We start from the raw sequence: 26729 nt of genomic DNA on the forward strand, positions 1-26729 counted from the left end.
AGTGAGCGAGGAGAAATTTTCCGTCATTACGTACATGCACGCGCGCAGCGACAAGGAGGCGATCACGGGGAGGGGCCTGTCTGAACGGTTTGAGCGCTCAAACCGGTTTGATGAGCGCGCTCAGGCGGATAGTGTGTTTCAGCAGTGGGTGCAGGACATCCGCGGCGAGTTGGCGATGGCGAAAGGGCGAAACGACGAGGAAAAACAGCAGTACAACGAGACGCTGAACCGCGCCATTCTCGGCTATGAGGAAGACCGCGGCAAGCTGCTCGCGATGATTCACGATTTGGCCGCCAAGCGCAGGCTATCCGAGCTTCCTCCCGGCGTCAGCAGCTTCGCTACTTTGCCGGAAGCGATATTTGCCGAGATTATCGGCCTTAACGTGCTGGAGCTTGTGCTCAAAAACCGGGAAGGTCTGGAAGAGATCCAGGTCGTGGGGAGGCAGATTTTTGAAGTAAGGAACGGAACGCCCGTCCCGTCCGTTCACTCGCTGCCTTCGGTGCGCGATTTGGAACGGATTCAGCAAAATTTGGTGCTTTTTAATCAGGATACGTTAAATCCGCGCAAACGATGGGCCGAGGTTGTGCTTCGGGACGGTTCGCGTGTTACGATGACTGGCTTCGGGTTCACTGCAGAGCCGACTTTAACGATACGTTTTTATACGGTACAGCGATTCGATCTTGCTGCTCTCGCTTCGCCGGAATTAGTGACCATCGATGACAAAATGAGAGATTTGATCTTATGTTTCATACGTTCCTGCTTCAACATGGTCGTGATCGGACCGACGAATTCCGGCAAAACGAATCTGATCAAAGCGATTATTGCGGAAATGGACGATAATGAGCGCATCATTACGATCGAGTCGAGATTCGAGCTGAATTTGCGGCGGGATTTTCCGCATAAAAACATCGTCGAGTACGAGATCGACGAAGAAGATCCCCGGCATTCGGGTTTACAGGCTTTTAAGCTGGCGCTGCGCCAATCTCCCAAACGCATCTGCCATGCCGAAATACGCGATAATGACGCGAACTTATATGTTCGGGCCTGCACGCGTGGGCATGAGGGGAGCATAACGTCAGTCCATGTCAGCGAATTGGAGGATGTACCGGATGCGATCGCCGATATGTGCATGCTGGACGGCAGGGGCATGGATTCCGCCCGTCTGGCCAAACGGATCACGGAATATGTGACACATATCGGAATGGAGATGGCTGTCGTCAACGGAAAACGAAAAATGGTGAGAATCGGCGAGTACAGTTACAAAAACGGGGAGGTCCATGTAAGCGATCTCGCAGTTTATGACGATTCCGAAAATCGATGGAAATTTCCCGGGAAATTGTCGGATAGCGCATCGCAAAAAATCTACAAAAAGGACCGAATCGGTTATGCGCTGCTGACACGGTTCGGATGGATCGGGAAAGAGGGCGAATGAGCGGATGATGATTTTCGCCAAATACAGCTTTCTCCTGATGCTTTTCGCCCTGTGTTACTTATTCGTAAGAGCATTGCTCCATGCGCTCATCCGACAGCGTAAAGCGAGGTACAGGCTTCACTATGTCCGACATGCCCGAATCGGCAGCAGATTAAGCGAATATTTGGCCCAAAGATATCGGCTTTATTCGTATTTGAGCGAGATGCTGGAATCCGTCGAATCTTCTTTAACCGTTGCAAATTTATTGATGATTAGCGTCCTGCTGTTTTTGGGAGGAGCTATGACGGGGGCGCTGTTTTTTCAAAGCTTCAAGGGAGTTGCCGTTGTCGCGCTGATCTGCGTTTCGCTGCCTTTTATGGCGCTGCGGATGAAGCTGGTTAGCCTGCGCATGCACACCAGACTGGATTTTTTGCCCGCGGTGGAAGTGTTTTACCAGTATTATATGATTGCTCCGCACAAAAATTTGCGGACAGCTTTGCAAGCATGTCTGGAAGAAGAGCGGATTTTGTATCCGATTAAACCGGTTTTCGAGCAACTCTACCGCAATTTGATGACGCAAAGGGATACGGAGGAAAGTTTGCGAATTTTTTCGCTTACGCTGGGCCACGTTTGGGCCGACTATTTTGTCGGAATTGTGAGGGTTGCGCTAACCGAAGGGAGCTATGTCGGAGAAAGCTTAAAGGTATTAATTACCGATATGCGCAAAGCGCAAATATCCGATCAGGCGGAGCGGAACAAACTGCTTGAAATACGCATCGCCAATTTTACTCCGATTTTGTTTCTTGCCTTATTTCTCTTCATCAATTTTAAAATTAATCCGGAAAGCGCCTATCAGTACTATGTCCTGGATCCAGAGGGCGGAACATGCTGCTGGATGCCTTGCTGCTTATTTTTGCGTCGTTTCTGATGGGCATTTATTTATCTTTGCGAAGAATGTGAGGGGGATGTCAATGGTTATAGCGAGCGCGCAGCTTTATTGGCTTCAAGTTTTGTCGAACGGGCTTCTTTTTATCGTCATCGCTGCGGCTCTCTATCATGTGCTGGCTCAAATGCCGGTGAGAACGAGAAGATGGCGGGCGCTCGGGATCGCCGAAATAGTCCGGGAAAAACGGCCGCCCGGCTGGCTGCTCAAAGTTTTAAGGATCGGCGGCAAAAAAATCGAGGAGAAGAGGCAGCTTCTGCACGGCTGCGGTATTCAGGTTGATGCGGCATTGTTCGAGGGGGGCCGCCGCCTGGCGGCCATTGTATTGATGCTTGTGTCCATCGGCAGCTGTTTGGCGTTCCGGTACCAGATGTTTACTTTTTTTGTGAATCCGGTCTATGTGCTGGCTGCAGCGTCATGTTTGCTTATTTTCGTGCTTTTGGATAAAAAAGTACTGGCTTATATGAAGGAGCAGAGAGCCCACCGCATCGTCAAAGAGATTTATGTCGTCAGCCATCATCTGCTGTATTACAGCGAATCGAGGTTGAACCTGCATGCCAAGCTGTCGCAATGCGTGTCCCGGACGCGGACCGTTCGCGGGGCATTTCAACTGCTCATAAATGAGTGGTACCAGGATGCCGAATCGGCTATCCGCCGATTCAAGCAAAGGTTGGGTACGGACGAGGCATACAGCTTTGGGGAAACGTTGAACGCGCTGAGACTTAACGAGCATGAGGATTATTACGGGCTGCTAAGGCAGCGGATACAGGATTACAAGGAGAAGATGGAGCTTGTCCGGGAAAGCAGGAAGGAAACGGTATCCTACATGCTTTTCGTGCTTGCCGGGCTGCCGATTCTCAACACGTTTCGGGTGTTTATGTATCCGTGGATCGTAGAAGGCCAGCGTTTATTTAATTCTATTAACTAAATAAGGGAAGGTTGATTGTGTGTGCGAAATATTTTGATTACAGTCATGATGCTGATCGTTGTGGCGCTGCTGTTTACGAATATCATTAACAACGGAACGACAGGAATGAAACAAAATATTCAAACGCACGGCAATGCGGCTAATACGAGCATTTCGTCATTGACGCCGTGAGGTCCATATTGATTACGGTTATGTTGGTGCTGGTTATTATTGTGATCTATGACGGCGCGGTAGGGGGAAATGCCGGTATGCGCCAGCAAGTGAAAGACAGCGGCGGGCGAATCAATACGGTTATTGAGCGGATCGATCCATGAAGCAGATTCTCGTATTTATTCTTTTTGCGGCGATGCTCTGCTGGTTCATGTTTTCTCCGGTCTACAAGCACGTTATCATTTTGCGGCAGGCGCTTTTGCAAAAGGAAGTCGATTATATGCTTGAGGTCGGCGCCAGCGGCAAATACGGCTATATTGACGCGGCTATGATCCAAGCCTCCAGAGGGCGTATGGAAGAGAGGGGATTCGTTCCGGCTGATTTGACCTATACCGTAACCTCGACCTCAGGGTCCGGCGGAACGAACGCGGGTCAGCCGCTGCTGCGGGGAGCGGGGCTTCAATTGACGATTACGTATCCGTATCACCGCTTATTCGTCATTGACGGTCTTATCGGAATCGCGGTTCCTTCCGCAGGCGAGCGAATGGGAGCGGCGGGAATGAAAATGAGCGAATATGTGCCTTAAGTCTGGAGAGATGCGATGTATAAGCTGCTGCTGGTTATATTGATGAGCGTCGTCTATATGACGATGTACACGCTGCAGGCCGATGAGGAATTGGCGATGCATACGCTGTTTCAGGGCAAGCATGCTTTGAACGCGGCGGCACATGCGGCTGCGCAGCAAACCGATCCGGTCAAGCTCGCGGAGGGAATCCGCTCTATCGATGAAGCGGCGGCACAGCAAACGGCCCTCCGGTATTTACAGGCCAACCTTCGCCTGGACGAGCTCAATGACCCGCTGCCGGATACGTTTTTGCGGTCACCGGTGCAAGTGGTTTTGTTTAAGGTGGTTAATGACCGGGAGACGTTTCCTTATACTTTTACACATCCGGGGTATAACTACTCGGTTACTTTTAACAGGCCGGGGGTTATTATGTTTATCCGCCTTGAATACCCGCGTACGTATGCCGTGCTGCAGCCGATTGCCTGGACCGTCAAAGCTGCGGCGGAGATGGTGTATTGAAAAAAGAGACGCTTCACCGGCTGTTTGCACAGCTATGGAACCGTCCCTTTTTGCTCTTATTTAAACAAATAGCGGATGTATGCGCCGATCACATCGCGGGCTTTTCCTTCGGAGGGCAGCATGTGGCTATCCATGCCGGGCAGCACGTTAACCTCTATGATGCCTCCTCCTGTTTGAGAAATCGGGCTGCCGATGTCGGGGCAACGAATATCAATGCCTGCGACATCTATATCGAGCGCAGCCGCTGCGGCAATCGCAATGCTTGCATTTTCGCTGCAGATCTCATCGGTTCTGTCGATGTTTTCTCCGCCGGTAAAATCATTGCTGTTCAGCCTCAATGTCACCTTTCTGCCAGCAGGCACGATGCTGTCCAGACTGAGTTTCATAGATTGAAGATGGAAAAGCAGCGGCGGATCGATGGGAATAAGCATCAACGGCTTGTTCTCGTCCTTTGTGCCGCGTCTCGGATCTTCATTTGCCTTGCGGATCAGTTCTTCAATGGTGGAAAATCCGTCTCCGATAACGGACGGAGGGCGGGTCTCCAGAACGCCGACGACTGCTTTGTCGATAACCAGCACCCGATAATCCCGACCCGCCGCCTGCTGCTGCAGGATGACATGAGGACTGTAAGCCAGCGCGTGCGTAATAGCCTCTTCAAGCTGCGGTTCGGAAGTTACATTCATAACAATGCCTACACCGCGGTTCGTATTGAACGGCTTTACGACGATCGGAGCCTGTGAGGCCAAAAAATCCGCCGCTTCTTTGCTGAACGACTGGATGAGGCGGTACTCGGGAACGGGGAGTTTGCGTTCTTGAAGAAGCATATTGGTCGCTACTTTATTCGTAGATAGGAAGCCTGCGATAAAGGGCAGTTTGTGGGACCTTGTTTTGTTGATAAATATTCGTTTGATTCCATTGTCCAAAACAAGAATATCTTCAAGACCGGGAATGAGCGGCCGGCAGCTAATGCCCATCGTTAAAGCTTTTTCCATAATGAGCCTGTTATGAATATTCGTGAGTTGCATGGTTGTTCACCCCGCCAGAAATCTTAGATAACAAAAATAAGTAAATAAACAGGCACAACAGGCAGCAAACGCTCATAACAACGAGCACGTAAGCGATGCTGATCGAGCCTGCGGCCGCACTTGCGATAAATACGCCAAGCGGAATAAAGCCCCGGTCTGCCATGATGACGCTCATTAACCGTCCGCGCATCCGTTCGGGAGCATGCATTTGGAAGAGGATGCGGCTCGCCGTGCGAAAGGCTTGCGAAAACAATCCCATGAGCAGCAAAGCTCCGGCAGCGAGCCAATAATTAGCGCTTAGCGAGAAGAAGAACATGGCGCCGACGAAGCCAAAGGCGAACCAAGGGATGTAAGTTATTAAGCGCACGGAATCCAGCCGCGCGAGCGCGTATGCTCCTATTACCGCCCCGGCAGCAGTAGCCGTGAGCAAGTAGCCGAAAGATTCGGCGCCTTGATGAAGTACGTCCGTTACGTAAATGGGTACCAAAGAGGAATAGGAAAAACCGAAAAACATCAAGCAGACGCTGAGCAGCAGCAAAAGCAGAAGCTTGGGCTGCGAACGCAAAAAAGCGGCAATCGGCCGGAACCCGCCCCGGTCGTTCGAAGCTGCCCGGGGCTCGGGACGGTTTGTGTTCTTCGGAATTGCAAACAATGTGACGAACACGGTAATTTGAGCCAGCACATGAACAAAGAACAGCGGAGCAACACCGACGCGGGCCATCATTACGCCGGCAATAGCAGGCCCGATCATGCGCGCCACATTCAGCATCGTTGTATACAGCGCAACGCCGCTTGCGATTCCCCCCTGGGGCACGATATCCGGCAACAGCGCATTGCGAACAGGAGGTTCCATTTCATCAAAGATGCCTCTCAGAAGAATCAGCGTAGAGAGGATCCAGATGTTTTTTTGTCCGGATGAAACGTACAAGGCGAGAATGAGGCCGAGACTTAATATGGGAATATACAACCAGATCAGAAGCGTACGCTGCGGAAAGCGGTCGGCAAGTAACCCTCCCAGCAGTCCGATGAACAAAGCCGGCAGCAGTCGGCAAAAATTGATAACCCCCAAATAAAAGGGGGAGGAAGTCGACGTAAGTACATACCAGTTAAGTGCGGTAACACCGACATAATCACCGATGGATGCGAGCAGGCTCCCTGTAAAAAAACGTCTGTAAACGGGAGAATTCCATGCGGATACCGGCTTCATCGCTTCTCCTGTCCCTTTTCAAAAAGCGGGTTGGCGGCGTTCGCATAAACGTAATTTTTGACGTTTCCGACCAGCCGCATTTTCGTTAAAGCCTTGATTTGCACATTAGGCGCGAACAGCGCCTCTTCATCGGCGGCCGCCTCCTCGGCAAAAGCCGCATCCTGCTTCCATTGGGCGTAGAGCTTTCTGCATTTGCCGCTGACGATAGACCAGAACGAGGATTCCTGTAAACCGTAACAACAGCTTAGAACGTTGATAAGCTCGCCCAAATGATTTTGCATAAGAGCGTGAATCAGCTTGGTTCTGGCATCGTGAATCGAAGCGATGATCGAGGCGCCTTCCCGGCAGGGCAAATCGAATCCCTGCTTGTGCAAGCGGGTGAGGTCGATGCGCGCTCCGCCCAAATCCCGGATCATCATGCGCACAGGAAGGCCATCCTTGAATACGATCAAGCTGTTCTGCAGATGAGTTTCCAAGCCAATGCCATATTTGCTCAGCAGCTTCAATGGAATTAAGGCGATATCGCAATAGGCCGAGAAAAATGACAGCGCATTTGCGACTTCTTCGACTTCGTCGTCCGGGCAGCTTGCCCGAATAAACTGTTCGATCAAGAGCCGCCCGTCGGGTGCGGCCGTTTCCAACAGTGCTGCGCCAACGACAACGATTTCTCCATCGGCCCGAAACGAGTCGGGATTTTCCCGGAGCAGGAAAGCCAGATGCTTGGCTGACGGTTGATTGTCTTCCGAGAGCGGCGACATATAGTTCACTCCGCCTATTTCACCCAGAATCCGAATGGCGGAGCGGCAGTCCGGTTCCTGCTCCATGATTTGGCGCAGTGTTTTCGTGAGCAGCGGACCGTTCTGAACGGCCTCGATCGAAAGCGCGCGGACGGCGCTCGTCGTTTGCACATTCATCGGCAGCTTGATGTGCGGAGCCGCCTCGCCTCCTTCGCAGGCCGTATCAGGAATAACGGTGCGAATGGACAAAGTGGGCCAGGCAGGGAGGGTTGTGTCAAGCAAACGAATATGGCCGTGCTCGATGTCTCGGCCGAACAGATCGAAGAGCGTATGCTCCCACTGCCAAGGATGGACGGGAACGATGAGCCATTCGCCAGCTTCATTAGTCCCGAATCGATGGGAGAATTCGGTTTCAAGTCCTTCGGCTATGCCGAAAAACAAAGCATTTACTTCAGCGAGCGTCAAATGAGTAAATGAGGATTGGACAAACTCTTGCTTCACAGCGGCAAAATGAAGCCGAATACGTTGCCCGAATTCGGGAGAGTACCGAAACACTTCGTCAGCCGTCATCCCGATTTTTGCCTTGGCTCCAGGGTGAATGGAATGCCCGTTGAAAGCGAATTGTTCATACGAATAGGTCGGTCCGAAAGAAGCCCGTCCGTTCGATTCGAGAATGTGGCTTTGCCAGGCCAGGGCAAAGGCCAGATTGGCCGTGCTGTCGGCTACCTCATGCAAAAAAGCCTCCTTCTGTTTAACGGGGAAATCGCCTTCATCAGCGATATACCTGGCGATTTCCAAAGGAGACAGCGGGTTTTGAGCGGATTGCCGGTTGGACATGAGATGCGGGTTCTTCAACTTGAAGCGTGAAAACGACATTTGGCGCGTAACTGTAAAGGAAATATGCTGCTGGCTTTTTTCTAAAAAGCAGGCTAACTGCCGGTCAGATTCCCGGCCGGCGGCCAGCTCGACGCAGGTGCGGTCATCCTCCCATTCCCGGATCAGAGCGTTCAGCAGCCTTTCGGATATTTTTTCACGGGCGGCCGGCAGCGCATCCCTGTAGTGGCCGAGCAGAAAGGGAAGATGGTTTTCGATATATTCGAATATGAGCTGCTCTTCGACTGTATAACGGGTCGAGCGGTTCATGAAATGAAACATAAATCCACCAGCCTTGTCTGTTTTATGAAAATGATTCTCATTATCGAACTTGATTATAATAGCACCCCATAAATTACCTTGTCAATAATATCCAAAAATTCAAAGGAAACTATTGACAATCGATAAAATTGAAATTAGTATTTTTGTGATAATGATAATTATTATCACTATAGTTAATGAACATATACGAAAGGAAGCTGCCATTCATGCTGCATGCCACTTTTCTCCTTCACAGTCTGGATACAGAAGAAGAGGGAATTCATCATTATTTGCAAAACCATATTCCAGCGCTGGCAGAACTGTTTCTCACATTTCTGCCACGCGGACGCCAAGGTGTGCTGCACCGTTTGATTCAATCTATTGTTCGTGAAAATATTGCAGGACTGGCGGAGCGATCGTTTATCGAAGCGCAGGGCGGGAGGCTCGTCATTCCTATAACCCAGGATGTTAGGCTTCTAATACCTGTGGGGCAGTCATTTTCATTTGGCCGGTTCGATATTGCGGGAGACGTTGAAATTGAGAATAAAGATAAAAAAGAGGTGATCAGCCATCCAACAGAGGTTTTGACATGGTTGGAACAATATGGGGAGGAGGGAAATGAAGGGGACGAGCGGCAGCAAAGATGGGAACGATTCATGCGGGAGCTGAGCAACAGCGCAGCAAACCTGGCGCTTGCCTTTGCGGCAGCGGAGTGGCGGAAGCGCGGACTGCTCCGGCCGCAAACGCAGGAGGGCGCGCTTGGCTTGGAGGATTGGCTGCGCACGCTGAGGCAAGCGGATGAGCGCTTCAGCACGCTTGCTTTTCTCGAGCAATGGGTGATTGAAGGTCATCCCATTCATCCTGGCGCCAAGCTGCGAATGGGCATGGATGCTGAAGATGTTATCCGCTATTGCAGCGAATTCGGCGCATCCGTCAAACCTGTGCTGCTTGCAGTCGCCAAAACCGAATCGCAGGAAAGCTCGCTCGACGGAAGCACCTCCAACGAGCTGCTTGAAAAAGATTATTCGGGTATTAATGCGCATGCACAGCGATGGCTGGAGGAGCAAGGTCTGGATATAAAAAATTATCGGCTCATCCCCGTCCATCCCTGGCAGTATGAGCATGTTATCCGGCATATGCATAAAAGCGCGATTCAGGACGGCACGATCGTCCTCATTCCCGACGCCGGCATTGAGACGACGGCGCTGCTATCCCTCCGAACGCTGGCTCCGCTGCAAAAAGCGGGGGAAGGACGCCATCATATCAAAACGGCGTTAGCCATACAAACTACAGGCACGATGCGGACAATTTCGGCTGCCTCCGGGAACAATGGGCCAATCGTATCCGGGCTGCTCGAAGATATTTTGAGCAAGGAGAACCATTTCGGCGGAACTTTTTTTATCGTACCGGAGCGTTTGGGCGTCTATTATGATCCGTCGGACCGGTCGCTTTCCGCTTTTCAAAGAGCCGAGTTGAATAAAAATCTGATCACGATTTTTCGCGAAAATGTGGAATCCTTTGTGGCGGATGACGAAATCGTTATGCCAGCCTCAGCGCTGCTCGCGTTCTCTCCATACAGCGGGCTGACAGTCGTTGAAGAACTGCTGGATCAGGTTCTGCGCAAGGGGGAATATGCGTGCAGAGCCGAGGCCGCTGTCGCCTTTGTTCGCGAATACGCAAAGGTGGCGCTGCCAGCCTGTCTGACGATGTTCAGCCGTTATGGCATCAGCTTGGAGGGGCATTTGCAAAACTGTATGCCGGTGTTCAAAAATGGCCTGATCGACCGCATGTATATGCGCGATTTCGGCGGTGTTCGCATGCTGAAGCCGCGCCTTGAGCGGCAGGGAATGCTGCGGGAATTTCATCCCGATTCGATCACTTTGACGGATAATGAGCGCGATGTCCGCAATAAATTGATCTATCCTGTGATTCAAAACCACTTTGGCGAGCTTCTGGCATGCATCGCGCGTGCGCTGAACATAGCCGAAGAGCGGTTATGGATTCCGGTGGCGGAAACTTGCAGGGAAGCATACCGGACACTCAAGCACGATGATACGATCAGAGAGCAGGCCGAACAGGACGAAATTGCTTTGTTCGCCGATCGTGTCGAACTGAAAGCGATGACTACGATGAGGCTGCTTGGGAAAATAACGAGCTATACCTATTCGGAAGTTCCGAACATCCTTGCTGCTGTAAAAAATAATGATTGACATCTTGGATTTAATTGATAATGATTATTGTTATCGGTTATAGCGTTTTTTAAATATACATATTTTTGGGGGGCAGGTTTTCTATGTTTTCATCAAAAAAAATATCCGTCGTTCTTTCGGTTAGCATGATGGGGGCCGTTCTGTTGTCAGGCTGCGGCGCCGCAAACAAGGCAACTACGGCGGCATCGGCTGGGCCCGGGGCTTCAACTGCTGCAGCGACTTCTGCGGCTGGATCGGCATCCGCGTCTCCGGCTGCGGGAAGCAAAACGGTAAAGCACGTCTGGGGAGAATCCGCCATCCAGGGCACACCCACCAAGCCGATTGCGCTTGATTTTTTTATCGTCGATATTCTTGCCTCGTTAGGCGTTAATCCGGTTGGCATTGCGGGAACGGGCAGTACGCGGGTTCCCGCGTACATCAAGGACAAAGTGGGAAATTTCACGGATATCGGCGAGCGCAAAGCTCCTAACCTTGAAGTGATCAGTTCCCTTAAGCCTGACCTGATTATCGCGAACCCTGAGCGTGCCAAAACGATTAAAGCGGATCTTGAGAAGATCGCGCCTTCCGTGGCCCTGAGCGATAAGACGTATAAGGCGATCCTGGACGATGTCGATCTCCTCGGAGGCATTTTCAATAAACAGGACCAGGCGAAAAAGGTCCGAGCGGATTTGGAGAAGAAAATCAGCGACGCCAAAGGAAATGTGAAGAACCAGCCTTCCGTTCTGGTTGTAGGCGTTTTTGACGACGAGATGAGCGTTTGGGCCAAGCAATCGTTCCCTTCAAGTCTTTTGAACGATATCGGCTTCAATTATGCTTTTGCCGGCGATAAAGAGAAATCCGAAGGGACGGCCGATATCGCGACGATGACGATCGAGAAAATGGCCCAACTGGATCCCGACGTATTGTTCCTGTACGGCGACAGCATCGACAAGCTGCAGGCGAACCCTCTTTACAAAAATATGAAAGCGGCCAAAAACAACCTTGTGCTTACGGTGGAGCAGGATCTGTGGGCGCGCGCCAGAGGCCCGATTGCCGCGGGGTTAATGATCGATCAGGCCGTCAATTTCGTGAGCGGCGGGGCGAAAAAATAAATCTATGCGAAGGAAAATAGCTCTGTTCTTCGGGCTGTCCACCCTGCTGGGCGTGCTCGCCTGCATCGCGCTTGGCTGGCATGTCAAGGGATTGTCTCTTGACACTGCGGCCGAGCTATTTCGGGGGAAAGCCGATGATAGCCTGATGGTGTATACCGTATGGCATATACGCTTTCCAAGAGTTCTTCTGGCGATCCTCCTGGGCGCCGCTTTATCCGTGGCCGGATGTCTGCTGCAAGGCATTACCCGCAATCCGCTGGCAGACCCTGAAGTCATCGGAATTAATCAAGGCGCAACTTTATTCGTGGTGTCGGGCTTGCTGCTGCTCGGCACCAAAGACGTTTCTGCGCTCATTCTCGTTTGCGCTTTTCTGGGAGCATTGGCGGGAGGAAGTATTGTATACGTTCTTTCTTTGCAAAGCCGGTTTACGCCGAGCCGTTTGGTGCTAGCCGGGATTGCCGTTTCACTTTTTTTTAGTTCGGTTTCTACAGGTCTGTTGCTGATGAACGAAACGACATTGTCCAATCTGATTTATTGGATGGCGGGCAAATTATCGGGCGCGCACTGGACCAAGGTCCGATTGTCCGCTTTCATTACCGTTCCGGTTATTGCGCTCGGATGGCTGCTGAGTCCCAGGCTGAATGTGCTGCTGCTGGACGATGAAGTAGCCGGAGGTCTCGGGCAAAATGTGAATGCGACCCGCCGGTTGGCGCTGCTCATCATAGCCGTCCTGGTTGGCGGCGCGGTTGCCGCTGCCGGACCGATCGGGTTCATCGGACTCATGGTGCCTCATATGGGACGCATGCTGTGGGGGCATGATTTCCGTGCGATGATTCCGCTTGCTGCCCTGCTTGGGGCAAATTTGCTGCTTGCCTCCGATTTGGCCGGGCAGGTTCTTTTTTATCCGGTTGAAACCCCCGTAGGCATTGTGACGGCACTGTTGGGCGTTCCATTTTTTATATACCTGATGCAGAGGAAAAGAGGAGAGATATTATGAGGACACGTCAACAGGTAATGAGCCGGCGGTTTACGCTGAGCCTGGTGGCGGGTCTGCTTCTTCTCCTTCTCTTTGCCGTACTCAGCTTGAGGCTTGGAGCGGTTCAGACGCCTTGGAGCGAAGTATGGCAGGGACTGACAGGCGAAGGGGTCGTTTTTCAATACCGTTTGCCCAGGCTGTTCGCGGCCATTATGGTAGGAATGAACCTGGCGGTAGCCGGTTCGATGATGCAAAGCATTACGCGCAATCCGATGGCCGCGCCGGATCTTGTCGGCATTAATGCAGGTGCAGGCCTCGTCATCGTGCTGCTTGTTTTGACGGTTCCGGATTTTTCTCCGCTGCTGCTTCCCGCTGCGGCCTTCGCGGGAGCGGCGGGGGCCGGAGGGCTCGTGTATTTGCTTGCCAACCGGCGAAAAACGATGACGACGTCCCGCCTTGTGCTGAGCGGACTGGCGGTAGGCAGCGGTCTTCATGCGCTGATTACTCTCGTTTTGGTGCAATATGCGCCGAATGCCGCACAGGCGCTCGTGTTTCTCAAAGGCAGCTTCTACGCACTGTCTTGGGAACGCGTAGCGCTGCTCGCGCCCTGGACGCTGCTTGGCATACCGCTGGCTTACTTCGTTTCGCGCCAACTGACGCTTCTGCAGCTCGACGAAGCGGTTATCGCCGGTCTGGGCATCCCGGCTAACAGAATGAGGCTGCTGCTGCTTATTCTGGTCGTCGCTCTGGCGGCCAGCGCGGTGGCCATCGGCGGAACGATCAGCTTCGTCGGACTGATTGTCCCTCATTTCATCAAGTTCCTCATCGGCCCCGATTTCAAGCTTTCCACGCCGCTTGCCGCTTTGTCCGGCGCGCTGCTTGTCGTAATCGCCGACATGGCTGGACGGATCGTCATCCCGCCCGCCGAGCTGCCTGCCGGAATTATTACGGCTATTATCGGAGCTCCTTATTTCTTATACCTGCTCGTCAGAAAAGCATAGCGATCGGAAATGCCTTTGCATTTTGCCGAGGTAAATTATATTGTGAAAGGAGAACAGTTTTTCAGGAAGGGAAGAAGCGTGTATGAATTGCTTTGAACAAAGACAGAACCGGTTGCAGGAAGAGCTCCGGAAGCGCGGTTGGGCGGGTTTTCTGGTCACGCAAAACGTGGATATTTACTATTACTCCGGTTCGATGCAAACCGGATACTTATTCGTTCCCGCCGAAGGGGAACCGTTATATTTAGTCCGGCGCAGCGTAGTCCGCGCGCAGGAAGAGGCGGCCGCGGCGGTCGAGCCGCTGGGCTCGCTGAAGACGCTGCGCGACCGGCTTGCAGCCCGGTACCCGGGGCTGCTGGACGGAGCCGCGCCGGTGCGGCTCGCCACCGAGCTGGACGTGCTCCCCGTCCAGCAGTTCCAGCGGCTGCAGGCCGCGTTCCCGGGCGCGGCCTGGGAAGACGGCGCGCTGCTCGTCCGCGAGCAGCGCATGATCAAATCGCCGGACGAGGTCGCGGCGATCCGCCAGGCTGCGCGCGTCGTCGACGCGGCGCTTACGGCCGTCATCCCCGGCATTCGCGAGGGGATGGCGGAGTTCGAGCTGATGGCGCTCATCGAGCATCAGCTCCGCCTGCGCGGGCACCAGGGGCTTATGCGCATGCGCGCCTACAATNTCGACGCGGCGCTTACGGCCGTCATCCCCGGCATTCGCGAGGGGATGGCGGAGTTCGAGCTGATGGCGCTCATCGAGCATCAGCTCCGCCTGCGCGGGCACCAGGGGCTTATGCGCATGCGCGCCTACAATTCCGAGTTGATCACCGGAATGGTGGCGGCAGGCGCATCGGCGGCGGTGCCCACTTATTTTGACGGGCCGGCCGGGGGCACGGGGCTTCACCCGTCCAGCCCGCAAAGCTCGGGCCGCGCGGCGATCCGCCGCGGCGAACCGATTCTCGCCGATCTCGGCTGCTGCATCGACGGCTATTTGATCGATCAGACGCGCACGCTCGTGATCGGCGGTTTGGACCCCGAGCTGCAGCGCGCTTACGAGACGGCGGAGCAGGTGCTCCGCGCCACGGAAGCCAGGCTGCAGCCCGGCACGATCAGCGAGCATCTGTATCTGCTCGCGCTCGATCAAGTGCATGAAGCGGGCCTCGGCGCCCACTTCATGGGGTACGGCGATGACCAAGTGAAATTCCTTGGTCACGGCATCGGGCTCGAGATCGACGAGCTGCCCGTTCTCGCTAAAGGCTTCAAATACCCGCTTGCCCCGGGTATGGTCATCGCCATCGAGCCGAAATTTACATTTCCCGGCCGGGGCGTTGTCGGTATTGAAGAAACGTATCTGATCACGGAAACGGGATTCGAAAAGTTAACGCTTTCAAAAGTGGGGGTAATCTCCATATAACCTCGTGATTTCCCATAAAATGTCTGTCTCCGATGCGAAAAGTGGAGTATAGTTAATACATATAATGGAAATAGGAGATGCGCTTAGCGTATGGACTTTTTAGGGTTCATGATTTTCGGGGTTCTTGAATTGTCTGCCATATACTTTTTGATTTTCAGATTGTTCAAGATCGATTTATATGTATTCTCGATCGTTTTCGCGAGTGTATTAAGCAACTTTATTTCCTACACCCTGCGCGAGGTTTATCATTTGACCAGCTCGGATATTATTATCCAGATGCTGCTTATGGTGGCATTTTGCTGGCAGCTATTCAGAATTCAACTTTTTTACTCCGTGATCATGGTCAGTATCGGTTATATCGCCTTTGTCGCTTTGCAAACGACACTGTTTTTGCTTGCCAATTGGTTCAAGCTGGTACCGGATGTACTTAACCCTACATCGCCGATTGCGTATATTTTGCAGACTGTCTCGGCTTGTTTTACGTTTGGCGCAGGCTGGTTTGTACACAAAAGCAAGAAGGGTTTTAACTTTGTGCCTCATAGCCCGCAAAAAAACGTGCTTAAAGAACAAAGCAAAAATGCATGGATGCTCCTTTTATATTGCACGGCTACGCTGGTCCCGCTCTTGCTTAGCGTGATTTTTGCCTTGAGCGAATCCAACAGATGGTTTTTTGTGATACCGATCGCTTCATGCTTGATTTTGTGGGCGCTTTTATACTGGGCGTACAAGAAGGAACAAAGCTATGATTGACAAGCTCGCAGGTCGCATTGCCATTGCGGTGAAAAGAGCGAACAGCGAGCAGACGGCTTCCGTTGAAGTGCTTCAATATGCGCTCATTATTTATATCAATACAAGCCTTATTTTCATTCAATGCCTGCTCATCGGCTGGCTGACGAACAAGCTGCCGGAGACGCTGCTTTGCTTCTTGGTCTTCACGGTATTGCGTTTTTTTAGCGGAGGCAAGCACGCAAGCTCTACGGTGGCATGCAATCTTTTGTCGACTTTGGTATTGGCGTCAATTCCCCACCTGGCTGTTGAAGATACGAAGTGGGTGCTGCTGGAGACTATCGCCAGCTTATCGATCGTGGCTATGTTCGCTCCAAACATAGATAGCGAAACTGATATCGACGCTCGCTACTATCCGTTATTGAAAGCCGTTTCACTCTGCATCGTCGTCTCTAACTTATTCTTTCAGTCGGGGTATATCGGCTTGTGTCTATTGGCGCAATCCGTTACCATAATACCATGGTGGGAAAGGAGGACAAGAGTATGAAAAAAACAGCAGCGCTTCTTGCTTCCAGGGTGCTTTCCGCTTCGGCCAAAGTGTTTGTCAAAACGAATAAAGCTGTGATGTCCAGTCCCAAAGCGCCAAGCGAACTTCGCAAGTAACACATTTTTTTAGTTGGAGTTGGAAGGAATTCATGCGGGTACTAGCTAGAGACGGAACGGTTCATGAACTGAAGGAATCGGAAATTTTATATTTTTCTATTCACAAAAGTGAAATATCGGTTCACACGGCTCATGCGGAGTATATCCTTCCAACGAACTTCGAGCAATTGCAGCAGGCATATGCGGAATTAAATTTTGATCGGGTGGATAGGTCTTACATTGTGAATCTGGACAAGGTTCAGGGGTATCATGCCGAAAGGCAATCCGTTTTTTTTAGCGATGGAACTTTTGCTCCAGTTTCGGAGAGACATCAGAAAAAGATCATTCAATATTTAAATGAAAACAAAAAAAGAGACTGACGTCATTGGGCGCGAGTCTCTTTTTGTCTTTGCAGCAGCAAATCCATCTCTTTCCAAGAGGCCTGAATTTGTTCGACTGCGGGAACGGGAGTCCGGTTATAACCTATCAAAATAGCGAGCTCCAAGCATTCCTCAAATGCGGTATCGGCTTTTCTTAAATTGTTATTTACTTCCATGGCGTGCTCCTCGATCCATTATTCTGTGTCATTTCATAATTGGTTTCGTACTTTGCAATTCGCCAACTGCGTGCTGATTTGGATGAATATGGTATCTTTTCCTGTGTTCAAATCATACCATAGCGCCGTAGCGGCTGTATGCAGGTATTTAAAATTTAAAAATAACTTGACGTGATTGTAATTTTATGGTAAAGAAAAACTGCCCAAGAAACATGATTGTTTCAAGGACAGTTGTACCATTAAGTTTAGATTTTTTCAACAACTTTATCTATCAAACCGTATGCCTGGGCCTCGGCTGCCGACATGTAGAAGTCGCGGTCGGAATCCTGGTATATTTTTTCGATAGGCTGTTTGCTCGTTTCGGACAAAATGCGGTTCAAGATTTGCCTTGTCTTGAGAATGTGATCGGCGCGGATCTTGATGTCGCTGGCTTGCCCCTGTGCGCCTCCCCATGGCTGGTGAATCATGATCTCGGCATTAGGCAGAGCCAATCTTTTGCCCGGGGCTCCGGCCGTCAGGAGGATTGCGCCCATGGAAGCGGCCATGCCTACGCAAATCGTAGAGACATCGGGCTTAATGAAGTGCATCGTATCGTAGATGGCGAGTCCCGCGGAGGTGGAGCCGCCCGGCGAATTGATGTACAGGGAGATGTCCTTTTCCGGGTCTTCGGCGGAGAGGAACAGGAGTTGGGCAATGACGGCGTTCGCTACCTGATCGTCAATGGCGGTGCCGACGAAGACGATCCGATCCTTCAGCAGCCGGGAGTATATGTCGTAGGAGCGCTCGCCGCGACCGGATTGTTCAACGACCATAGGAATATAATTCATGGCAATCATCCTTTCGTATTTATGCTGCCTTGCCTTGTATGGTGCTGCTGCCGGCATACGGTTTTTGGCCGAATCCCGAGGATACAATGAGAAGCCGGATAGGCTGATTCGGTCCGGCCGAAGAGATGCTTCTGCTTATAACGGTAGCCTCGGAATCTGCGTTAGCGGCGGCCGGATTGCGGAAGCTTTCGATCGGGACGACGTTGTTCTCCGAGTTTTTAACATCTGCGGAAGTTTGCTCCCATACGATAACAGGAGTGGCGACGCGCTGCGGCGTACTTGGTTCTTGTTCGTGCTTCTTCACAGATTTTTCCCTCCTTATCCTTCTTGCGGCTTCGGATACACGGCGAGCATTACGTGATACAAGCTGCTTCCTTCGGGGCTGCAGCCGTATCTTTCGACAAGCTGCTGAACCAGGGCGGCGTATTCCTCGACAAAAGCGGACCGCTGCCGCTCATCCGTCAAATTCACCTGCAGCTGCATGGCGGCGCTGGGCACGATTTCATCGGCATCGGACTGTTCCATCAGCAGGAGCGCATCTTTTTTCATCCGCTCGGAAGCCGTGATGAGATGGGCCAGCGAGCCTTGATCCTTCATTTTCTGCATGGTCTCCGGTTTCATGCTTAACGATTCGGCAAGCACAAAAGTTTTGGCAACAGCCCGATACAGCACCTCGACGAGATTGCGAACCTGACGGGTGCCTGTTTTGCGTACCAGGCCCGCCTTTTCCAGAGCTTTCAGGTGATAGTTGATGCGCTGGGCCGTTTCACCCAACTGTCGTGCTACTTCAGCGGCGGATGCAGGCTCCATCAGCTGCGCGAGGATTTGGCCGCGAAGCGGGTTCAGCAGAACCATCGCCTGTTCGGGAAGCTCGATGTAATAGCTTTCTTGAATGTCGTTCATCATGGAGAAATGCCTCCATTACAAAATATATGTTACGTAAAAATATTTTATTACGTGAGTGAGGATTTGTCAAATGCATTTGTTTAATTTGGTGTTGGTTTTATTTTCACAGAACAATTATTCCTTCTTGAGGAGTTCATCAACCTGTTTTCACTCTCGGATGCTGAGACCGGGGATCTCGAACGAAAATTGTATGAGAGCAAGCTGCTTTCCGATTCGCAGATTAAGTCTATTCAGAAAAAGGAACTTAAGGGTTGCTCACGATATGGACTGAAAACCTTCGCGGGGAAACATTGGAGCAAAATGATCGAGAATTGAGACCCTACGGAACAACTTCGTCGAAAGTGTACCGGCTTTGGGGGCTGTAGTGATAGGCATAGCTTTTTTTGTTTAAATCAAAAGAAGTATCTCCCGAACAAGGAGATACTTCTTTTTTATGACTTCATAAAGCTGCCTTTTACGGCTCGAACCGCTTGCCTTATTTTTCCAAGATGGCGATCGCTTCGATCTCGATTAAAAGATCAGGACTGACAAGTTCAGACACTCCGATGTGAGAACGAGCCGGTCTATGTCCATTGAAAAAGGCGTTATAGACTTCGTTTACTTCATTTTGCAGATCCATACGCTTATTAAAGATGGTTGTCTTAACAATATCGTTGATCGTACCTCCGGCGGCTTCCACGACAATTTTGAGATTTTCAAGAACAATTTGCGTCTGTTCTTTAATCGAGCTCGGCAGAGACATACCCGTATCGCTTTTCTCGGACTTTGGAACCCAACCAAAAGAGGGATGACCGTAATACAGAGGATAGGCCGTAGCACCCGAGAGGTATAAGGTTGTTGTTGTTCCGTGCTTCACTTCATAACCTAACGAAAATGGCATATCGTCAACATAACCAGGCAAAACAATCGTTTTTTTCATTTTTAAATAAAGCCTCCTTTTTGAAATCTGGAATTTACCGGGCTCAAATTGAAGATGTGATGATGATACTACCGGTCTTGTTGGCGGCCACGATGGCATCCGTCGCTCCCTCGCCGATATCGTCGCCTGGATGACGCCTGCTTTTATCAGTCCGTAAGTCTGAAAGGCGAAGAACAATACCGGAGAAAATAGACCCAGGGGAACCACTCTCCATATATCGCGCATTGTAAACCTTATGTGAACCCAGCCGAACATGATTCTGGCCGTAATCATTGAAAAATGCCCCTCGCCACTCATTTTAAACATATGTATTATGTACTACAATATAAGAAAAATACATCTGTATCGGTACAGATACATCTCGGGGCTTATTTTGATGCATAAATTTTTGCTAGTATTAAGAGATTTGGAACAATTAATCTCTAACCATACTTACAAAGAAGGAGATAAACTTCCTTCCATTCGTGTTCTTGCAAATCAATACAACATGAACAAAAATGTTTCTCACGCGCGTACAGATGAGATCGAGAAAGGCGTCAGTGAATTAGGTAAGCGTCAAATAGCCCACACCTTGTAATCAAGATGAGGGCTATTTATGCTTTTAGTCAGCCTTAAACGCGCGACAAGTCAGTGGTAGCGACGAAGACATGGCAGCAGGCTATCTAACACTTCTAGTCGTTTCTCCTTATGCTTTTGAACATTAGTCAACTCCACTTGCTTCTTTGGGAGAATGAATTAGAAGATTATGATCGATCGGTGAAGACATGACAATCAGGATTGTATAGGTTCCATATTTATCGCATTGATTGCCAAACTCTTCGAGCGTGCGTGTGGATTCCGTCACTACTTTTAATAAATAACTGTGTTCTCCGCTTATGCGGTGGCACTCGGCAACATGGGGAGATGCATGGACAAAATCAAGAAACGCCAAGCAGTCTCTAGTCTGAAACAACATATAGGCTGCCGCATGCTTCCCAATTTTTTCAGGAGAAATGACGGTACGATACTCTTCGATTATTCCCTTTTCTTCCATTCTCTTAACTCGTTCCGTTACAGCAGGTTGGGACAATCCCACGCTTTTACCCAGTTCAGTCATTGAAATCCTTGCCTGGTTTTGAAGATAGAAGAGGATTTGTTTGTCTACATGATCCACTTTGAGTGTCCTCCTTTAAATTAAAGGTATTTTAAATAAATAACTTTTATTTCTTTGTATAATCATCATATTTGATTTGATGTGTTATGTAAAATGAAAGATTTTAATTATATAATATGACAAGACTCACATGAATAAGGGCGATTCACACATAAGAAGTCAGAGAGGAAGGGCAAGTAATGAGCAAATACGATTTAAATAAGGCAGGTACAGAAGATTTACAGGCACGTATTGATGAGGTCGTTGACTGTACAATTGACGAAAAAAAGCTGGCTGGTGCTGTTACCCAATCTAAGTTTGGAGGGTTCTCTCGATGACTCTCTCCCATTCCAGCAAAAATATAATCGCATTGGCCGCGATATGTTTGTCCGCGCTAATGTTCGGCCTCGAAATTTCCAGTGTGCCAGTGATACTTCCAACCTTGGAAAAGGTATTGCATGGCAATCTCAAGGATATGCAATGGATTATGAACGCTTACACCATTGCTAGTACGACAGTTCTAATGGCTGTTGGAACGCTGGCTGACCGGTTTGGAAGGAGGCGTATTTTTATTATCAGCCTCGTCTTGTTCGGCATTACATCCTTGATTTGTGGCTTGGCACAAAGCACGTCAGTTCTGATCGTCAGCCGGTTTCTTCAAGGCGTGGGTGCTGGCGCGATGCTGATTTGCCAGATAGCAATTCTTTCGCATCAGTTTCAGGAAGGAAAAGAACGCAGTAAAGCCTTTAGCGCATGGGGGATCGTGTTCGGTATCGGCCTCGGTTTTGGACCCATCATCGGCGGCATGATTGTGGCCGTTTCGAACTGGCATTGGGTTTTCCTGGTCCACGTCCCGCTGACCATCCTCACTTTGATCTTTGTTTTAGGCAGCGTGGAGGAGTCCAGCGATCCGCAGGCGAAAAAGTTGGACATTATCGGCATCGTCACGCTTTCGTTGACGGTTTTTGGGCTGGCATACTTTATCACGCAAGGGCCGGAACTCGGCTTTACCAGCATAGCCGCCATCAGCACCCTTGTTGCAACGGCAGCATGTTTCATTATTTTTCTGTTTGCGGAAAAGCTCAGCACCCATCCGATGTTCGACTTTTCCGTATTCAGGATACGTAATTTTTCCGGCGCGCTCTTTGGCTCCGTCGGCATGAATTTCAGTTTCTGGCCGTTCATGATCTATCTGCCGATCTATTTCCAGAGCGGTCTTGGTTACGGCACCGTGGCAGCTGGGCTGTCTCTCTTGGCTTATACGCTGCCCACCCTGGTGATTCCGCCTCTGGCAGAGCGCCTTTCGCTCCGCTATCAGCCGCGCATAGTCATCCCATCGGGTCTGTTCATCATCGGCATAGGCTTCATTTTGATGAAATTTGGCAGCGGCGGCGATCACGCCAACTGGTTGACCATGCTCCCCGGTTCCCTGTTGGCTGGTATTGGGCTTGGCTTAACCAACACGCCTGTGACCAACACGACCACCGGCTCGGTTCCGAGTACCCGTGCAGGCATGGCTTCCGGCATAGACACGAGTGCCAGATTGATCAGTCTAGCCATCAACATCGCCGTGATGGGATTCATTTTGCAGGAAGGCATCCTGTCTTATTTGAAGCAGGTCCTTCCTGGGACTCTCGATATAACGCAATTGCGGACTTTGGCCGAGAAAATAGCCGCTGGAAACACTACATCTCTCAAGCAGGGTTTACCGGAACTGTCCTCTCTGGATGCGTCCGGAGCCGTGGTCCACGCGGCTCTTGTGCACGGATTTGGCTTGGTGATGCTCTATGGTGGCATTGGCGTGTGGATTTTGGCCGCGATCAGTTTTATGATTTTTGGATCCAAGAGAGCAGCTAGAGTGTGAAGGGCATCGCGCCTGTACAAGCTAGAAAAGTACCCTTGTAAATTTTGTCCCGTTTTAGGTGACAATCCAAATCCGATGTTAGCGGGGGCATAAACTGCCCCTTGCATTTTATAAGAAACGAAATGAATGGCGAGGATCATACTACACATGATTCATACAAATGATTTTACGTCTACTCAGCAGTTACAATTCGCTCTCATTGATGCTCGATCCTTTTCTTTCAATCGTGGGCAAGAATAACAGTAGCCGAATTCAGTATCCAAGCGATAAGCAAGACAGCAGGCTGTTTTTACTAACATCTTTTGTTCAGGGTTATTCGGGTTTTCAATGAATTTAAGCTTAATATCAAACGGATTTTTGCGGAGTCCGAACGCACTTGCATCGACACCATGAGTAAGGATTTTATAATGGTAAAGGATACTCTTCTTGCTTTCCTCGTCCGAAGCTTCGGTCAGTTCTTCTTCCATTTGAGCATATATCGTATTGATTATTTGACCCCATAATGGAATGACATTTATTTGGGCCAGTTGGGACAAAATTTCTATTAAAGGTCTTACGTGCTCCCTGTAAAATGAATAGAGTACTTTCCTACACCAAGCATCACGGTCCATATTCGGAATTTGGATATACCGCACTTCGCTGATTTTAAATGAAAACGAGGGGTACTGAGCACCGGCATATAGTTGTACGGATAAATTCCTTAATGATAAATCCAAAATTACCCCATCACTGCGAAACAACATGTTCTGCATCGCCCCGCACACTCCCGCAAACCAGCTACAGAAAAAGGCTGCTGCTGCAGATCGTTCACCTGCTTTGATGAGAGGGCCGTACGTGTCGATTAAGCACATCATATTTTCTAATTGAATTAGATCGAATGCAGGCATGGTAAGCACGGTATTGTATGGCTCATACAAAGTCAGGAAAAACTTCTCTTCCAATTGTTTGAAGTCCACCGTGTCCATCGCTTGTCACCTCATTGTTTTTTTATCTTTTCAAATGCAAGAAGTACTTCATCAATGGCATTGCTGTCTGCCAAAGGAGACATGCCCAAACTAAACCATTCTTTGCCTCCCATGATGTAAACTTGGTTTTTCTTTACTGCAGTCATATTCATCCACAATGAACTATCTATCAGTTCTTTATATCTCTTTTGAACCTCTTCACTGGACTCATCATCGAGCTGTAAAATGATATGATCAGGATTATATTCGGGAATTTTCTCTAAAGAAATCGAGACGCTCAATTCATTTTGCGGATAGTTTTTAACTGGTTTCAAGCCTAATTCCTTATGGATGAAGCTGCCCCGATCGATATTTTCTCCGTAAATAACCAGTCCCTTTGCCATAACCATCATATACATAACCGTTTCGTCTCCAACAAGGGTATGGAGCTTTTCCTTGGCATTAGCTTTTTTATTTTGCAATTCTTGAATGACCTTTTCAGCCTGATCCTTCTTGTTGAAAACCTCACCAATATCACGCAACTCATCACGCCAATTTTCCCGCTGTGGCAAAAGCACGGTTGGTGCGATTTTGGAAAGCTGATCATAATCCTTATCGGACCACCAAATGGGCGCAATAATGAGATCCGGCTCAGCGGCTAAAATCGCTTCAAAATTAGGTGTTTGGGCAATTCCCGTCTTCACCGTATTTTTAAACGCTTCTTTTAAATAGGAAGGGAGTTCCTGATGATAGTTTTGTACCACAACCGGTGTCACGCCAAGTGCATACAAAAACTCCGGATAAACCACTGAAAGTCCAATGACCCTTTTAGGTTCAGTTGGAATGCTGATGTCTCCTTTTGGACTTTTTACTACTCGTTGCTTATCGGTTAGGCTTGATTTGGATTTGATCGAATCTCCAGCTGCCGTGTCAGTCTTGTTCGGCTCAGTGTTCTTGTCTGCACAGGCAGTACTCAACATTAATAACAATACGATAACCATTCCCACAATCGAACGTCCGTTTTGCTTCATTCACCGATACCCCTCTTGAATTTTTAGTTTGCAAAGTGATAATCTTTCAGTAAGATTGATTATCATTATTATATAGAAGGAGTATAAATGATTTTGCGATATCGGAACATTGACGATACAGACAAATTTCTATGCACGATTCCGCCAAAGCTTCAGCGCTTCATCGAGCATCAGTTCATGCGTAAATGCCGTATATTCTACCCAAGGATATGAAGGAAGCAAGTCAACCCGGCCGTTTCTGACTGCATTCAGACCGCACCATGACTCAGAGCGCACGAGCGTTTGCCAACTGGCATTTGACAGGGCATCTTCGTCCAAGATGAGCAATAACCGATCCGCATCGAAATCCGCCAGTTGTTCAGGTATCACTTGCTGATCCGGATTCATGCGATCGACACCACGCGCGGGCATAATGTGCAGATCGTCATAAAACACCGTGTCTAAGCTTTTATAACCCAATACTTTGTACCGATCTCCTGTGATTCTCAGGATGAGGAGACTGTCATCCTTGACAGTGTGTTTCACCTGTTCACTTACAAAACGGGCCCTTCGCTCATAATTTTCAAGCCATGTTTCTGCTATTGTTGTTTTGTCCAGAAACTTCGCAATTAAGCGTAAATGCATACGCCAATCATTCTCCATCCAAGGAACAAAAAATGCGGGCGCGATTTTCGTGATCCTTGCCTGTTCCTCAGCATTCACGAAGATGTCGATTCCGATAATAAAATCAGGATCAGCAAGCCCTAGTTCTTTCCTCTTTATCAAATCATTTGAACTTAACGACAGTACCGAATCCGTTTGATACTTTCTCTTGTAATAATCGGTCCATGGATGGTCGGCAGGTGCGGCACAAGGAGTGATTTGAAGCGGAATCAGTTGTCCGATGTTAAACATATGGTAAGCGACGATTTTTTGCCTGTTGTTTCTCATAAATGCCGCTGGAGGTATACCTGATATCTGTTTAAATTTGCGTCGAAAATAAATATCATCCTGGTAACCTACATGCCGGGCGATATCCTTGAGACGATATTCTCCTCCCGTCTTCATGAGCTGTTGCGCCTGCTTGATCCGGAAGACAGTCAAATAGTCAATCGCGCTGCAGCCATACCTTTTCTTAAATAATCGCATAAAATGACGGGAACTGATTCCTGCTACCTTGGCCAAATGTTCTATCGTCAGTTCTTGTTGATAATGCTGCTCTATATAGGCTTTCACACATTCAAGTACCGCTTCCAAATCATTTCCTTTTACAAGAAGAGCATCTTGCAAGATGGTATAGAGAACTTCTTGAAAGAGAATTTGACTGCGAAATCGTTTCAATCGGTCCTCGCCCTGCAAGTAGTCACAAATGGTTCTGCACAAAGCGTTAACGGAAACCGGAGAAGAAACGATAACTTCTCCTTTTACCGGGAACCGACTGTCTCGTTTGATAATCTCTATAGGATTGTCTGACGATCCGACATCCCCAATTACATCGAATCGCAAATGAAAAAAACCACGTTCATCAAAGGAATGCGCTGCGGCTTCGATAAGTTGACCAGGAGTACAAATATAAACGCTGCCTTCTCGCATCTCGATGAATTGCCCATCAACGGTCAGCCAACCTTGTCCACTTGCTGCGACAAAAAGCATGTGCGACTCGCTGAATTGAAGCCGTACTACCCATTTGTTTGGATTGTTCTTGATATGTCTGATCTCCCGAAGCTTAAACCACATGTCTTCGAGCGAAATATAATTGGTAATTTCAATGTTCTTATCTATTTCAATCATTTAAAATCACCGTCCTTTTACTAAGGAACATTCTAGCTCACAATCGTTCTCGTCGCAATTGTGTAAGTAAGCTACACCCGTAAGAGGCCGAGATGGTCATTGCGGCATACGAAACC

Annotated in this window: 30 protein-coding genes; 18 read left to right on the plus strand and 12 right to left on the minus strand. The window is 49.6% G+C overall.

Translation table 11 applies throughout. The features are described 5' to 3' along the window. The first annotated feature begins 1 nt into the window (after nt 1). The 7 genes from AC6RNO_RS27555 to AC6RNO_RS27585 are packed head-to-tail and all read left to right on the plus strand — an operon-like array spanning nt 2 to nt 4516. Nucleotides 2-1432 (plus strand): ATPase, T2SS/T4P/T4SS family, encoded by a 1431-nt coding sequence (locus tag AC6RNO_RS27555; RefSeq protein WP_497107438.1) that lies wholly within the window; start codon nt 2-4, stop codon nt 1430-1432. Between the two features lie 4 nt (nt 1433-1436). Next, complete coding sequence (locus AC6RNO_RS27560) at nt 1437-2339, plus strand: hypothetical protein (RefSeq protein ID WP_497107439.1); 903 nt, start codon at nt 1437-1439, stop codon at nt 2337-2339. Nucleotides 2340-2382: 43 nt separating this feature from the next. Then, on the plus strand, nt 2383-3282 hold the full coding sequence (locus AC6RNO_RS27565) for a hypothetical protein (RefSeq protein ID WP_474685241.1): 900 nt from the start codon (nt 2383-2385) through the stop codon (nt 3280-3282). A gap of 21 nt (nt 3283-3303) precedes the next feature. Beyond that, on the plus strand, nt 3304-3453 hold the full coding sequence (locus tag AC6RNO_RS27570) for a hypothetical protein (protein ID WP_474685242.1): 150 nt from the start codon (nt 3304-3306) through the stop codon (nt 3451-3453). An 8-nt stretch (nt 3454-3461) separates the two neighbouring features. Continuing rightward, nucleotides 3462-3596 carry a hypothetical protein gene (locus AC6RNO_RS27575; protein WP_497107440.1) on the plus strand — a complete coding sequence of 45 codons (135 nt, stop codon included), beginning with the start codon at nt 3462-3464 and terminating at the stop codon, nt 3594-3596. Then, nucleotides 3593-4018 carry a hypothetical protein gene (locus tag AC6RNO_RS27580; protein ID WP_497107441.1) on the plus strand — a complete coding sequence of 142 codons (426 nt, stop codon included), beginning with the start codon at nt 3593-3595 and terminating at the stop codon, nt 4016-4018. Before AC6RNO_RS27575 ends, AC6RNO_RS27580 begins: the two co-directional genes overlap by 4 nt. A gap of 15 nt (nt 4019-4033) precedes the next feature. Beyond that, a complete protein-coding gene (locus AC6RNO_RS27585) occupies nt 4034-4516 on the plus strand; it encodes a hypothetical protein (RefSeq protein WP_497107442.1) in 483 nt (160 codons plus the stop codon). Nucleotides 4517-4572: 56 nt separating this feature from the next. On the opposite strand, the gene AC6RNO_RS27590 is transcribed toward AC6RNO_RS27585, so the two are convergent. From AC6RNO_RS27590 to AC6RNO_RS27600, 3 genes are read right to left on the minus strand one after another with little or no spacing between them, the layout of a single operon-like run. After that, nucleotides 4573-5541, minus strand: coding sequence for a hypothetical protein (locus AC6RNO_RS27590; RefSeq protein WP_497107443.1), 969 nt, complete (start codon nt 5539-5541; stop codon nt 4573-4575). Next, the gene (locus AC6RNO_RS27595) at nt 5519-6748 is read right to left on the minus strand and encodes an MFS transporter (RefSeq protein WP_497107444.1); all 1230 of its coding nucleotides are present in this window, start codon (nt 6746-6748) and stop codon (nt 5519-5521) included. The genes AC6RNO_RS27590 and AC6RNO_RS27595 overlap by 23 nt, the downstream gene beginning before the upstream one ends. Further along, nucleotides 6745-8640, minus strand: a complete 1896-nt coding sequence (locus AC6RNO_RS27600; protein ID WP_497107445.1) for an IucA/IucC family protein — start codon at nt 8638-8640, stop codon at nt 6745-6747. Before AC6RNO_RS27600 ends, AC6RNO_RS27595 begins: the two co-directional genes overlap by 4 nt. Before the next feature lie 206 nt (nt 8641-8846). On the opposite strand from AC6RNO_RS27600, the gene AC6RNO_RS27605 reads away from it, so the two are divergent. The 8 genes from AC6RNO_RS27605 to AC6RNO_RS27640 all read left to right on the plus strand — a co-directional run bounded on the left by AC6RNO_RS27605 (nt 8847) and on the right by AC6RNO_RS27640 (nt 17044). Further along, complete coding sequence (locus AC6RNO_RS27605) at nt 8847-10829, plus strand: IucA/IucC family protein (RefSeq protein ID WP_497107446.1); 1983 nt, start codon at nt 8847-8849, stop codon at nt 10827-10829. 83 nt (nt 10830-10912) lie between these two features. After that, nucleotides 10913-11920 carry an ABC transporter substrate-binding protein gene (locus AC6RNO_RS27610; protein ID WP_497107447.1) on the plus strand — a complete coding sequence of 336 codons (1008 nt, stop codon included), beginning with the start codon at nt 10913-10915 and terminating at the stop codon, nt 11918-11920. Nucleotides 11921-11924: 4 nt separating this feature from the next. After that, nucleotides 11925-12917, plus strand: coding sequence for an iron chelate uptake ABC transporter family permease subunit (locus tag AC6RNO_RS27615; protein ID WP_497107448.1), 993 nt, complete (start codon nt 11925-11927; stop codon nt 12915-12917). Continuing rightward, on the plus strand, nt 12914-13897 hold the full coding sequence (locus tag AC6RNO_RS27620) for an iron chelate uptake ABC transporter family permease subunit (protein WP_497107449.1): 984 nt from the start codon (nt 12914-12916) through the stop codon (nt 13895-13897). Before AC6RNO_RS27615 ends, AC6RNO_RS27620 begins: the two co-directional genes overlap by 4 nt. Before the next feature lie 82 nt (nt 13898-13979). Beyond that, nucleotides 13980-15296 carry a M24 family metallopeptidase gene (locus AC6RNO_RS27625; RefSeq protein ID WP_497107450.1) on the plus strand — a complete coding sequence of 439 codons (1317 nt, stop codon included), beginning with the start codon at nt 13980-13982 and terminating at the stop codon, nt 15294-15296. Nucleotides 15297-15386: 90 nt separating this feature from the next. Continuing rightward, a complete protein-coding gene (locus AC6RNO_RS27630) occupies nt 15387-16046 on the plus strand; it encodes a hypothetical protein (RefSeq protein WP_497107451.1) in 660 nt (219 codons plus the stop codon). Then, nucleotides 16039-16569 (plus strand): accessory gene regulator B family protein, encoded by a 531-nt coding sequence (locus AC6RNO_RS27635; protein WP_497107452.1) that lies wholly within the window; start codon nt 16039-16041, stop codon nt 16567-16569. Before AC6RNO_RS27630 ends, AC6RNO_RS27635 begins: the two co-directional genes overlap by 8 nt. 148 nt (nt 16570-16717) lie before the next feature. Then, nucleotides 16718-17044, plus strand: a complete 327-nt coding sequence (locus AC6RNO_RS27640) for a LytTR family DNA-binding domain-containing protein (protein ID WP_474685256.1) — start codon at nt 16718-16720, stop codon at nt 17042-17044. A gap of 2 nt (nt 17045-17046) precedes the next feature. On the opposite strand, the gene AC6RNO_RS27645 is transcribed toward AC6RNO_RS27640, so the two are convergent. From AC6RNO_RS27645 to AC6RNO_RS27665, 5 genes are all read right to left on the minus strand, one after another. Next, a complete protein-coding gene (locus AC6RNO_RS27645) occupies nt 17047-17220 on the minus strand; it encodes a hypothetical protein (protein WP_474685257.1) in 174 nt (57 codons plus the stop codon). Between the two features lie 245 nt (nt 17221-17465). Continuing rightward, the gene (clpP, locus tag AC6RNO_RS27650; protein ID WP_474685258.1) at nt 17466-18047 is read right to left on the minus strand and encodes an ATP-dependent Clp endopeptidase proteolytic subunit ClpP; all 582 of its coding nucleotides are present in this window, start codon (nt 18045-18047) and stop codon (nt 17466-17468) included. Nucleotides 18048-18066: 19 nt separating this feature from the next. Then, complete coding sequence (locus AC6RNO_RS27655) at nt 18067-18351, minus strand: hypothetical protein (RefSeq protein ID WP_497107453.1); 285 nt, start codon at nt 18349-18351, stop codon at nt 18067-18069. Between the two features lie 14 nt (nt 18352-18365). Continuing rightward, nucleotides 18366-18953, minus strand: a complete 588-nt coding sequence (locus AC6RNO_RS27660) for an ArsR/SmtB family transcription factor (RefSeq protein ID WP_488438520.1) — start codon at nt 18951-18953, stop codon at nt 18366-18368. 475 nt (nt 18954-19428) lie between these two features. Next, nucleotides 19429-19872, minus strand: coding sequence for a Rid family hydrolase (locus AC6RNO_RS27665; RefSeq protein ID WP_497107454.1), 444 nt, complete (start codon nt 19870-19872; stop codon nt 19429-19431). A gap of 376 nt (nt 19873-20248) precedes the next feature. Between AC6RNO_RS27665 and AC6RNO_RS27670 the strand changes: the two genes are divergently transcribed. Further along, a complete protein-coding gene (locus AC6RNO_RS27670) occupies nt 20249-20449 on the plus strand; it encodes a GntR family transcriptional regulator (protein ID WP_497107455.1) in 201 nt (66 codons plus the stop codon). A 123-nt stretch (nt 20450-20572) separates the two neighbouring features. Here AC6RNO_RS27670 and AC6RNO_RS27675 read toward each other — a convergent pair whose 3' ends face one another. Further along, complete coding sequence (locus tag AC6RNO_RS27675; protein ID WP_497107456.1) at nt 20573-21025, minus strand: winged helix-turn-helix transcriptional regulator; 453 nt, start codon at nt 21023-21025, stop codon at nt 20573-20575. A gap of 179 nt (nt 21026-21204) precedes the next feature. Here AC6RNO_RS27675 and AC6RNO_RS27680 point away from each other — a divergent pair, with 179 nt between their 5' ends. Beyond that, a complete protein-coding gene (locus AC6RNO_RS27680) occupies nt 21205-21342 on the plus strand; it encodes a hypothetical protein (protein WP_474685264.1) in 138 nt (45 codons plus the stop codon). Then, nucleotides 21339-22868 carry a DHA2 family efflux MFS transporter permease subunit gene (locus AC6RNO_RS27685; protein WP_497107457.1) on the plus strand — a complete coding sequence of 510 codons (1530 nt, stop codon included), beginning with the start codon at nt 21339-21341 and terminating at the stop codon, nt 22866-22868. The genes AC6RNO_RS27680 and AC6RNO_RS27685 overlap by 4 nt, the downstream gene beginning before the upstream one ends. A gap of 176 nt (nt 22869-23044) precedes the next feature. Here AC6RNO_RS27685 and AC6RNO_RS27690 read toward each other — a convergent pair whose 3' ends face one another. The 3 genes from AC6RNO_RS27690 to AC6RNO_RS27700 all read right to left on the minus strand — a co-directional run bounded on the left by AC6RNO_RS27690 (nt 23045) and on the right by AC6RNO_RS27700 (nt 26613). Continuing rightward, nucleotides 23045-23833, minus strand: a complete 789-nt coding sequence (locus tag AC6RNO_RS27690; RefSeq protein WP_474685266.1) for a hypothetical protein — start codon at nt 23831-23833, stop codon at nt 23045-23047. A gap of 11 nt (nt 23834-23844) precedes the next feature. Beyond that, complete coding sequence (locus AC6RNO_RS27695) at nt 23845-24843, minus strand: ABC transporter substrate-binding protein (RefSeq protein WP_497107458.1); 999 nt, start codon at nt 24841-24843, stop codon at nt 23845-23847. A 129-nt stretch (nt 24844-24972) separates the two neighbouring features. Next, entirely contained in the window at nt 24973-26613 is a 1641-nt protein-coding gene (locus AC6RNO_RS27700) for a helix-turn-helix domain-containing protein (protein WP_497107459.1), read from the minus strand. Nucleotides 26614-26729: the final 116 nt, after the last annotated feature.

This window comes from Paenibacillus sp. sgz302190 (assembly GCF_059820445.1).